Genomic DNA, 11,313 nt, shown 5'->3' with positions numbered 1-11,313 from the left:
CTTCCAAAAACAGATACATTGTATGGAGCAGTAGGAATCGATATCAATGTGGACCATATAGCACTATGTGAAACCAATATGGATGGAAATATCGTATTAATCAAGAAGTATCCAATCCATAAAGAAAACACTAAAAACAAACGAAATGAAGAATTGTATCAGCTGGCCATTGAAATCATGGAATATTGTAAATCCAAGAAGAAGAGTCTGGTAGTTGAAGACTTGAATTTCAAGCAGTTGAAAACTAGGATGCTCTATCGACCTAAAAAACAAAATAAAACATTATCGAGTTTTGCGTATAAAAAGATATTAGAAAAATTAGAAAGAAAATGTTTGATAAATGAAGTGGATGTAATTAAAGTAGATCCAAAGAATACAAGTAAGATTGGAAAAGAAAAGTATACAAAGATCAAAGGACTGAGTGTACATTATTGTGCAGCCTATGTGATCAATCGAAGAGGCATGGGATTTGTTGACTAAATAAGATAAATAATCAGAACCAGAAGTTTATGATATCTTACTGGATGATAGGTACATAGATCATGGATGAAATTCTGAAGTATTTATAAACAGAGCATACAATAAAAACTCCATCGATAAAGACTGAATGTATCGGGATACCGAATGATTCAGAAAGATGGAGTGGATATTGAAATGTTACCGGACGACTGGAAACGAACCGGGCACGTCAATTAGACGTGTGACTTTTTCTTCAAAAAAGTCTTTTCTTGTACTATACTATTTTTAATCAAGTGGAGGTACAGACAATGAGTGTATTAGATGGAAATGTCGCAATCTTCAAATATTTTGAAGAAATCTCAAAAATTCCTCATGGATCTTTTCATGAAGAAAAAATCGCAGACTATGTAGAAAACTTTGCGGAGGAACATGATTTTAAATATGTTCGTGATAACATGAATAATATGATTATTTATAAAGAGGCTACACCAGGCTATGAAAATCACGATACCATTATGTTGCAGGCACATATGGATATGGTTTGCGAAAAGAATAAGGATGTCGACTTTGACTTTGAAACAGATGCTTTAAATCTATATGTTGAAGATGGATGGTTAAAAGCAAAAGGAACAACATTAGGTGCTGATGATGGATTTGGAGTTAGCTACATGTTGGCCATTCTAAGTGATGATACTTTAAAGCACCCAAATCTAGAATGTGTATTTACTGTACAAGAAGAAGTGGGTCTATTAGGATCTATTAATTTAAAGAAGGAATACTTCAATGCCAAAAAGATGATTGGTCTAGATGGTGGTGGTGAAGTTAGTACTTGCACCACAACAAGTGGTGGCCGCTATGCCTATGTCGATAAAACATGCACTTTTGAAGAAGCAAATAAACCAACCTATAAACTTACAGTAAAAGGATTAGATGGTGGTCATTCAGGTGCTTGTATTGATCAAGAAAAGGGTAATTCAATTAAAATCTTATTTAGAGTTCTACAAACACTAAAAGATATTCAAATCGTATCCGTAAATGGTGGTCTAAAAGAGAATGCGATTCCTAGAGAAGCAGAGGCAACTTTCGTTTCAGACATCAAGCCAAATATTGATCAAATCACAGCCGATTTAAAAACAGAATTTGAATTCAGTGATAGTAAGCTTGATATTCAATTGGAAGAAACAGACAAAGCTACTAAAGCTTTTACTTCAAAAGATACAAATGAATTAATCACACTATATTATTTACTACCAAATGGTTTACAACATAAATCTATGGCTATTGAAGGATTAACACTTGCTTCCCTTAACTTAGGTAAATTAAGAACAGAAGACAATGTTGTGAAATGCGCCTTCTGCATTCGTTCCCCATTAGAATCTATGAAGGATGAATTAGGCAACAAGATCAACATGATTGCACAGTTATGCAATGCGTCTGAACATGAAGATACAAACTTCTGTGGATGGAACTATGAAGCGAACAGTCCATTAAGAGATAAACTAAAAGAAATCTTAAAAAGACAAGGCGTAGAAATGGAAACCGAAGCATCCCACGGAGGTATGGAAACCGGTATTCTAAAAGGATTACTTCCAGATTTAGATATCATCACATACGGCCCTATTGCCGAAGGTTGTCACACTCCGGAAGAAAAACTAAACCTAGAATCCTTTAAAAAAGCATATAAAAACCTTTGCGATTTAATTGCAGAATTGTAAGAGAAGTCTATACTTCTCTTTTATTTTGTGCTATAATACTTAAGCACATGGCGCGTTCGGCAAGCGGTTAAGCCACAGCCCTCTCAAGGCTGTATCACGGGTTCGAATCCCGTACGCGCTACCATTTAACAATTACTCCTCTACATAAAGGAGTTTTTATTTTATGTACAAACCGTGTAATATATATTAAGAATGGAAAGGATTTATGAATTCAATGCTACTAAAATTAGGAATATTCTTTATTGCGATTGGTGTCGCAAAATTAATTTACTCCATGTACTTAAAACACAAACAAAAGTAAGTCTAGAAATAGACTTTTTTATTTTCTTTAAAAGAAAAAGTACATCACCTAGGATGCACTCTCTTCAATCTTTCGTTTTTCTAAATACTTGATCTTTTCGTCATGAACCCATTCCATAATGACACGATAATTAGTCATTAAGAAATCTCTCCATTCTGGTTGAACAACAACTCTTCTTTTAAGACCCCTATCATTTTCGATGACATATGGAAGTCTATATTTTTCATTATAATCTTTGATTGTTTCTATAATATCCTTAGGACGATTCCAAATTGGATCATTACCACCTACATCCACCAAGAAACTCGATAATAAACGATATGGTGTCTGCATGATCAAAAGTTTCTTATATTCCTTTAAAGCTTCATCATGTTGCTTTACACAAATAATTATTTCTTGTTTCGAGCAATTTTCAGGCAAATACTTTTGTATGCTTAAAATCGCATTTTCCAATGCGTTTGTACGCTTTTGATGAATTAATGGACCCAAATGATATCCTTTTTCAACCACATCATCATAGGCTAAAGAAATCATTTCATCTAAGATTTCATCAAATTCAATTGTATCCTTATAAATCATTAAATTTAGTATAGCCTCTAACCAATAAAAAGAATAAGAAGAACTCGTAAATTCTAGAATCTTCTCAAAATAATCCAATCGCAGTTCAAAACTATATAAATCTAAGAATTGTAATCGCTCGACATCTAACATACCCTTATTTTATCAGTTCTGTGTACTTTTTAGAAGACGCTTTGCACTTTTCTACCGGATATTTCTTCTTATTTTGTTCTAACTTCATCAACAAAATCTCTTCCATATCCACACCCAATTTATTGGCCATTAAAATACAATAATTCATCACATCTGCAAGTTCTTCACAAACATGTTGTTTATCATATTCGTTATTCCATTGAAAACATTCTAACAACTCGCCTGCCTCAATACTAATGGATTTTGCGAGGTTTTCAGGATTATGAAATTGATCCCAATCTCTTTCCTCATTAAACTTTAAGATTTCTTCAACTGCCCTTTTCATCTTGATCCTCCATCATTCTATATTTCTTTGGTGATTTTAAACACCTGAATAAAATGCGTAACATTATTAAAACCTACACTTTCAGATATTTTCGTTACATTCAACATGGCATTCTTTAAAGTAAGTTCATCTGCATAATATGTATGAATATATACAAGTATCCTTTATACTCTTTCTTGTTACAAAGAAAAGGGACATCACTGTTCCAATACTTCTATATCCACAATATCATCTATTTGTATTTGAATGTTTTCTTTAAAATATAAAGTCTTATTTAATTCATCCATACGCTTAAAAGATAAAACATTTTGAATGTATTTACCACCACTTTTTGTCTTATCCTTCTCAAAATAAGTAATTCTACACTTTGATTTCAAGCTCACCATCTCTATGATCTTTTCATTGATTTCAAGCTTTTCTTCATTCGATAAAACTCTTTTTTCCTGTGTGATTCTACCCTGTTCAATCACAGCTTCTTTATGACCAGTTAAAGCCGCAAAAGGCGCAAATTGAGCTGCACGATCCGACATAGACATCTTTGGATATTTACTTATTGGACGATCCATTGTATACCATCTTTCATCCATTATGCCTTATGCCCTCCTATCTGCGCATTTCTCTCCTTGGCCTTAGCACCCTTCTCAAAATCCGTTCCCTTTAAGATCGAATTCTTGCCATACTTATTCTTGATTTTCAAAGTTACCTTTTGAAGATCTTTTTCCTTCTTCAAATCTTCTTCATCTACATTTGAAAATAAATCAATCTGTTCAAAACCACGATTCTTTTCATCCACCACTTCTACTGCTGCTACATTGATTCTTCGCACCAACAAACTCGGATCCACATACCGATCATATACATCCAATATATTTTGAATTAGAATTGAATTCGCATTTGTCTTTTGTGGTAAATGGACAACTTTATTTAAACTCTTGGGCAAAATTCTCCCATAAAAATCAACCATTGTTTCACCTGTATAGGCTTCATTTGTTTCATAGCCAATGGTTAGAACTACCTTATTTGTCACTAAATGCTTATCTACCAAACTTAAAGCTAAAGATTCCACCATTTCCTTGACTAAAATTTTAGCCTTTTCTTTTTCATATCCACAAGATAAGACTTGTCCCGAACCCATACTATTCTTTTCCGGTTTATAAGTCTTAATATCTTCCATTGTACAAGACTCATATCCCCAGGCATGATCGATCAATAGTTCAGCATTTACGCCAAATGTTTTAAATAAAACATCTTCATGTTCTAAGCTAAAGGCACAAAGCTTGCCCATTGTATCAATACCAAGCTTATTTAATCTTTTCTCATACCCTTTACCAACACGCCAAAAATCTGTCAAAGGCTTATGATTCCACAACAATTTTCGATATCGATATTCATTTAAGGCCGCAACACGAACGCCATTTTCATCTGGATCTTTATGTTTAGCCACAATATCCATCGCTACCTTGGCAAGATACAAGTTTGTACCAATACCTGCTGTAGCCGTAATGCCTGTTGTTTCATAAATATCTAGAATCATTTTCATTGCGAACTCTTTTGGCGTTAAATGATACGTATTTAAATATGGCGTCGCATCAATAAATACTTCATCAATCGAATACACATGAATATCCTGACTTGAAACATATTTTAGATAAATATTATAAATTTGCGTACTTATATCCAAATAATATTTCATTCTTGGAGGCGCAATTAAAAAATCAACTTCATACCTAGGATTCTTTTTTAAGATTTCATCATCTGCTGATTTACCATCAAAGCGTAAAAATCCCTTTTTCCTTTTGGCATTCACTTCTCGTACCTTTTGATTTACCTCAAACAAACGACACCTTCCCCCAATGCCATACTGTTTTAATGAAGGAGATACAGCCAAACATATTGTCTTCTCAGTTCTTGAAGCATCTGCCACTACAAGATTGGTTTTCAAAGGATCCAATCCTCTAGAAACACATTCACAAGAAGCATAGAAAGACTTTAAGTCGATGGCCAAATAAATCTTAGACTTCATGAACGCGTAATCTTTTTAAGAAGACCATTTAACTCATCTAATCCAGAAGTCACTTCATGCAATGTACTTCTTAATGTAGGAATCATCTGTTTCATTTCTTCTTTTACAGCTTGTTTCTTTTTTTTCTTCTGATATTTCTTCACCATGTTTATTATATTCATCTTTAAAACTCCAATCGCATCTGATACCAAACTACACCACCATGCACACTTGAGGATACGCCCTCATTTTTAAATCCAAACTTACTATAGTAAGGCACCAATCTATCTTTACAAGTTAACACTAAGCCTTTTCGCTTTTCTTGTCTAGCCAAATCAATCATCGCATTCATGATCTTAGCGGCATTTCCCTGTCTTTGATAATCCGGTAACGTATTTAATCCAAAAATCATTTGCCAATCACCATCTTCATCATGCATAGAGGCATCACTATACATTTCATCCGTTAAATCTCTTTGGTTTGTACAAAAACCATCAATAAAACTAATCAATCGATCATCTTCAAATAATAATAAAAAATGATTCGCATATACATTTAATCGTTCCTGAATCTCTTTTGAAGTTGCTGCTTCATTCGGTGGAAAACAAGTCGCCTCTACCTTAGATAAAATTTCTGCATCTTCTTTCGTTCCTTTTCGAATCATGGTATCACCTCGCCAGTTAATTATACCAAAAAAGAAGTGATTACTCACTTCTTAATGCTTCTACAGGATCTTTTTTACTCGCAATCTTGGATGGAATCAAACCTGCAAGAATGGTTAATACCAAATCAATCAAAATCAAGAATATAGCTCCATTCACAGGTAACTTGGCAATATGGGCAACACCTGTCATATTTTCAACCACCATACTGATTGGAACATTTAATACAAGTGTAATGAATATACCTAATACACCACTAATTAATCCAATAATAAATGTTTCTGCATTAAATACACGCGTAATGTCTTTCTTACTGGCACCAATTGATCGTAGAATACCAATCTCTTTTGTACGCTCCAACACTGAAATATAAGTAATAATACCAATCATAATACTCGATACAATTAAAGATACAGATACAAAGGCAATCAATACATAACTAATGATATTCACAACACTTGTCACAGAACTTAACATCGTTCCAATAAAATCGTTGTACGTAATCACATTACTCTTTGTCTGCTTCTTATTATAAGAAGTAATCAAATCACCCAACTTTTCTTTTCCATCAAAGCTTGATGCATATAAAGAAATCTTTGTTGGATTTGAGTAATCCACAACACCAAGCTTAGTTAAATTCGAATCATATGTCGCATTGATATTCTCATTATACGTATTCATATAATTCATCAACTCTTCTTGCGACATACTTGAAAGCTGCATCATCTGCTCATTTGTAAGATTTGACATGCTCATCTTTTGACCAGACGCAAATTCGGCCTGCGTAAAAATATTGATATTTGGATTTGCCTTTTGTTCTTGAACAATTTGAGCATTCTCCGTTTTTTCTGTCACATACTCTTCCATAGCCTTTGTATAATACACACCACCCATTGTTGGTTGTGAAACTGTAGATTCACTTGGCTTAATAATTCCAACAACCTTAATTTCAGGACTATTCGCTACAACATCCTTCATATATGCTTCGTTTTCACTTTGATTGATCCACAAACCATTTACCTTTTGGTATAAATCACTATTTAATACCAATCTAAATTTTAGATTTAAGATATCATCCACACTATAAGACTGTAGATTTGTCTTTGAAATTTGATCTGTCTCTCCATTTAAAATCTTTTGATAATTCTTAACCAATTCATCCTGATCTAACAAGCCCAAAGAATACAGTGCATAATCTGTTATCTCATTATTTTCATCGACCTCTAAGACAACCTCGTTATATTGAGTTGGCCATTTCCCTTCGACAAGCTGATATTCATCATCCCGAAGCTTTTTTGATTCAGGTAAAGATAACCATACTTGATCATTGGTCATTGAGCTTGAATCCATAAATTGCGATTGTAGGGACATCATATCTGACATTCCTAATTTATCCAACAAACCATTGGGTGATACTTGCACTAAACCAGAATCGGTATTTTCATTATAGACCTGTAAATTTAAATTATAGTCATACTCGATTGCTTTGGCTGTCTTTCTAAATTTCTTTCCCTTACTACTTTCAATATACGATTTAAAAGCCGATAAATTATTCTTCTTTGAACTCGATAAAGATTCTAATACATCCTCAACATAAGGACGAGAATAGATCTTAGAATCCTTATGTTCTTCTGTCTTTTTCTTCATTCCCATCATCGTTGTCATTAAAGTCGACATATCACTAAAATTAGATTGAATCTCAATGGGATAACTTGCCATTGTATCATTTTCCATTTGATCAATATATGACTGCATACCATTCGATAAAGACATAATCAAGGCAATCCCAATAATGCCAATGCTTCCGGCAAAAGATGTTAAAAATGTACGTGCCTTTTTGGTCATTAAATTATTTAAACTCAATGAACAAGCCATTTTAAATGACATGCCAGGCCTTTTTAATACACTTGTATCCACATTCGTTTCTGATTCATTGAAAGGATTGGAATCCGAAACTAAAGTACCATCCTTTAAACGAATAATTCGACTCGAATATTCATCGGCCAATTGCGGATTGTGTGTAACCATAATGACAAGCTTATCTTTTGAGATTTCCTTTAAGATCTCCATGATTTGCACACTTGTAGCACTATCCAAAGCACCCGTTGGCTCATCCGCTAAAATAATATCTGGATTATTGACAATGGCACGGGCAATCGCAACACGTTGCATTTGTCCACCTGACATCTGGGTTGGTCTTTTATGGATTTGATCCGATAAGCCCACCTTATTTAAAGCCTCAATAGCTCTTTTTCTTCTTTCTTCCTTATTGACTCCCGTAAGAGTTAAAGCCAATTCCACATTACTTAAAACACTTTGATGCATGATCAGATTATAAGATTGAAACACAAAGCCAACCTGATGATTACGATACGTATCCCAGTCTTTATCACTATAATCCTTCGTGCTTTTTCCATTAATAATTAAATCACCCGAAGTATAGTGATCCAAACCACCAATAATATTTAGAAATGTAGTTTTACCACATCCACTCTGTCCAAGTATTGAAACAAATTCATGTTCACGAAAAGAAAGTGATACACCTTTTAATGCATGTACAATTTCGTCTCCTGAAACATAATCTTTTATAATATTTTTACATTGAAGCATAAAAAGCCCTCCATATTTTCTTAATTATAGAAAATTATCTATTGATTTTTCAATCGACTAATTTTAACATATTGTTACGAAAACAACAGGTGTTGATTATGAACAGAAAAATACAAATGACAAAAAGATTAATCTATGAAGCCTTATTTGAATGTCTAAAAGAAAAAGACATCAATAAGATTACCATTTCTAGCTTATGTGAAAAGGCCGATATCAATCGTTCAACCTTCTATAAGTATTATGGCAGTCAATATGATGTCATTAAAGAAATGGAATATGAAGTCATTCAATTGATCAATGAACAATTAAATGATCAACCAAAAGAAACTTCTTTTACCCAATTACTTCAATTTTTAAAAACCAACAAAGAAACCATTGAACTTTTCTTCGCATGTAATGTCGACAATGAATTTCCTAAACAAGTTCTAGCCTTAGATTCCATCAACAATCAGCTTGAACAAGTCTCAAAAAATGATCCATACATCAAAAATTACATCCTTTTTGGATCTTTGGCAACCATCCAACAATGGATTGATGCAGGATGCATTGAATCTTGTGAAGAAATTGCCGATATCATCAATCACATTGTAGATAAACTGGTGAATTAATCAAGAACACGCTTATTGTATACACGAATTGAAATCATCATGGAAATAAAATATAGAACAAAACTTGTTAATAATAAACCTACACTAAACATTGTAGGATTCATTGTATTCAATACGGCTTCTATAGATTCAAAGAATTTAGGAATGAATTGATTTAAGAATACAAATAAGAATATAAATCCAAACACAACCACAAATAATACAATTCTTCCTTTTTCATTTCCTTCTTTTAATTGAAATGGCAAGGATATAGATAATAAGAGTAATGAAGTTGATAAAATTGTAACTATTTCCACAAAACCACTCTTACTGAAACAATTTAATATTGCGACTAACACAAAACCAATTCCCGTAATAATCAACGAAAATAAATACTTTTCTTTTACATAATCCGATCTTGTGATGGGTAAAGTAAACAATGTATTTAATCCGTGATTCGCTTCATCATATGTAATCGTTGACATTGAAAGAATGGATACAAAAACTAAAATATAGCCTGAGGCAAAGCTAATATCATTCATCCCTACAAATATTCCTATAGTCAACATAAACATCGCAATCTTTTTATAATTTTTCATTAATAGAAAATCTTTAATCAATAAACCCTTCATACATTTTCTCCCTTGATCATATATTCCATCAAATCATCAATATGTGCTTTTTCAATAATTAAGCCTGGATAGTTTTCTACATAGAAAGAACGCTCATTTGTAAGATATGTTGAACCTATCTTTTTTAATGCATAGCTTAAATCCACGGTTTCATCTACACCCTTTAATAGTGCATATGACTCTAGATCCTGTTCACATAGAATGATTTTTCCTTTTTCAATAAAATAAAATTCATCGCACAACCCCTCCAAATCACTTGAGATATGTGAACTAATCAATATAGAAGTCTCTTCATATTTTTCCATATAATCACGCAACAAATCTAATACTTCATTTCGTGCAATCACATCTAAACCACTCGTTGGTTCATCCAACAATAAAACTTTCGCATGAAGACTTGTCGCAATAATGATCTTTAATTTTGAAAGCATACCCGTAGAATATTCTTTTAATGGTTTCTTTATATCCAATTCGAAATTTTTTACCATAGAATCAAAATAATCACAATCAAAATGTTTATAGGAACACTTCAATATCTTTTTAATTTCAAGAACATTTAAAAACAAACTAAAACTCGAATCATTCCATACAACTCCAATTTCTTCTTTATTCACTAAATTTGTATGTTTATCATCATCTTCAATTAAACCAAGATACAATTTAAACAATGTTGTTTTACCCGAACCATTGCGCCCAATCAAAGCCGTAATTGTTCCTGGCTTTAATTCAAGTTTACAATCCAATTTAAAATTGTCATATGTCTTTAAAAATCGCATATTATTATTCCTCCATCAAGATATTAAATAAATCTCTAATTTCATCCTTTGACAAATCATAAGATTTTGCCTTATCAAGTACCTTCTCAAATTCCTTTTGAATTTCAACTACACGCTGCTCATGCACTAAACCAGGATTTATCCCCAACACAAACGAACCCTTACCTTGAACTGTTCTACAAAAGCCATCCGCTTCTAAAATGTCATACGCCTTTTTGACAGTTAATGCCGATATTTTCAATTCTTTCGACAAGCTACGAACACTCGGTAAAACACCTCCTTCTTTTAACTTACCATCCACAATATTTTGTTTCACTTGATTCACAATCTGTTCATAAATAGGAATCATTGAACTATTATTAATTATAATCATTGTATCACTTCCTATATAACACTATATAACAGTATAAACTGTTTGTAAATAAAAAAATTAGGATAAAACTATCCTAATTCAAATGTCGTCGTTAAACTATAACGTGCATATAGAAACTAAGCCGTGCATTTAGCAAATTCTGCCCGCAGGTCGATGTTAA

The 11,313-nt window shown here is 32.8% G+C and carries 13 protein-coding genes and 1 tRNA gene; 4 read left to right on the top strand and 10 right to left on the bottom strand.

From position 1 onward, the window contains the following. The 3 genes from Q0F04_RS10090 to Q0F04_RS10080 form a co-directional block, all read left to right on the top strand. On the top strand, positions 1-480 hold a 480-nt coding region (locus tag Q0F04_RS10090; RefSeq protein WP_295752939.1), incomplete at its 5' end, for an IS200/IS605 family accessory protein TnpB-related protein. A gap of 287 nt (positions 481-767) precedes the next feature. Next, positions 768-2,174: a beta-Ala-His dipeptidase gene (gene pepD, locus Q0F04_RS10085; protein ID WP_295752937.1), complete on the top strand. Its 1,407-nt coding sequence runs from the start codon at positions 768-770 to the stop codon at positions 2,172-2,174. A 49-nt stretch (positions 2,175-2,223) separates the two neighbouring features. Beyond that, positions 2,224-2,298 (top strand) — tRNA-Glu (locus Q0F04_RS10080). A 225-nt stretch (positions 2,299-2,523) separates the two neighbouring features. Here Q0F04_RS10080 and Q0F04_RS10075 read toward each other — a convergent pair. From Q0F04_RS10075 to Q0F04_RS10045, 7 genes are all read right to left on the bottom strand, one after another. After that, positions 2,524-3,186 carry a hypothetical protein gene (locus tag Q0F04_RS10075; RefSeq protein WP_295752935.1) on the bottom strand — a complete coding sequence of 221 codons (663 nt, stop codon included), beginning with the start codon at positions 3,184-3,186 and terminating at the stop codon, positions 2,524-2,526. A gap of 4 nt (positions 3,187-3,190) precedes the next feature. Further along, the gene (locus Q0F04_RS10070; protein WP_003864113.1) at positions 3,191-3,511 is read right to left on the bottom strand and encodes a nucleotide pyrophosphohydrolase; all 321 of its coding nucleotides are present in this window, start codon (positions 3,509-3,511) and stop codon (positions 3,191-3,193) included. A gap of 197 nt (positions 3,512-3,708) precedes the next feature. Beyond that, on the bottom strand, positions 3,709-4,098 hold the full coding sequence (locus tag Q0F04_RS10065) for a YolD-like family protein (RefSeq protein WP_295752933.1): 390 nt from the start codon (positions 4,096-4,098) through the stop codon (positions 3,709-3,711). Continuing rightward, positions 4,098-5,534, bottom strand: coding sequence for a DNA methylase (locus Q0F04_RS10060; RefSeq protein ID WP_295752931.1), 1,437 nt, complete (start codon positions 5,532-5,534; stop codon positions 4,098-4,100). Before Q0F04_RS10060 ends, Q0F04_RS10065 begins: the two co-directional genes overlap by 1 nt. Further along, complete coding sequence (locus tag Q0F04_RS10055; RefSeq protein WP_295752929.1) at positions 5,531-5,695, bottom strand: hypothetical protein; 165 nt, start codon at positions 5,693-5,695, stop codon at positions 5,531-5,533. Before Q0F04_RS10055 ends, Q0F04_RS10060 begins: the two co-directional genes overlap by 4 nt. A 2-nt stretch (positions 5,696-5,697) precedes the next feature. Continuing rightward, the gene (locus Q0F04_RS10050; protein ID WP_295752927.1) at positions 5,698-6,177 is read right to left on the bottom strand and encodes a GNAT family N-acetyltransferase; all 480 of its coding nucleotides are present in this window, start codon (positions 6,175-6,177) and stop codon (positions 5,698-5,700) included. Between the two features lie 40 nt (positions 6,178-6,217). After that, positions 6,218-8,785: an ABC transporter ATP-binding protein/permease gene (locus tag Q0F04_RS10045; RefSeq protein ID WP_295752925.1), complete on the bottom strand. Its 2,568-nt coding sequence runs from the start codon at positions 8,783-8,785 to the stop codon at positions 6,218-6,220. A gap of 98 nt (positions 8,786-8,883) precedes the next feature. On the opposite strand from Q0F04_RS10045, the gene Q0F04_RS10040 reads away from it, so the two are divergent. Beyond that, positions 8,884-9,393 (top strand): TetR/AcrR family transcriptional regulator, encoded by a 510-nt coding sequence (locus Q0F04_RS10040; RefSeq protein ID WP_295752923.1) that lies wholly within the window; start codon positions 8,884-8,886, stop codon positions 9,391-9,393. On the opposite strand, the gene Q0F04_RS10035 is transcribed toward Q0F04_RS10040, so the two are convergent. From Q0F04_RS10035 to Q0F04_RS10025, 3 genes are read right to left on the bottom strand one after another with little or no spacing between them, the layout of a single operon-like run. Then, positions 9,390-10,004, bottom strand: coding sequence for an ABC-2 transporter permease (locus tag Q0F04_RS10035; RefSeq protein ID WP_295752920.1), 615 nt, complete (start codon positions 10,002-10,004; stop codon positions 9,390-9,392). The genes Q0F04_RS10040 and Q0F04_RS10035 overlap by 4 nt on opposite strands. Beyond that, complete coding sequence (locus tag Q0F04_RS10030; RefSeq protein WP_288520106.1) at positions 10,001-10,780, bottom strand: ATP-binding cassette domain-containing protein; 780 nt, start codon at positions 10,778-10,780, stop codon at positions 10,001-10,003. Before Q0F04_RS10030 ends, Q0F04_RS10035 begins: the two co-directional genes overlap by 4 nt. Positions 10,781-10,784: 4 nt before the next feature. Further along, positions 10,785-11,153, bottom strand: coding sequence for a GntR family transcriptional regulator (locus Q0F04_RS10025; protein ID WP_295752916.1), 369 nt, complete (start codon positions 11,151-11,153; stop codon positions 10,785-10,787). Positions 11,154-11,313: the final 160 nt, after the last annotated feature.

This window comes from uncultured Holdemanella sp., assembly GCF_934772795.1.
In the GTDB taxonomy this organism is placed as follows: domain Bacteria; phylum Bacillota_I; class Bacilli_A; order Erysipelotrichales; family Erysipelotrichaceae; genus Holdemanella.
The sequence above is the reverse complement of the archived record's forward strand: the minus strand, read 5'-3'. Positions and strand labels throughout refer to the sequence as shown.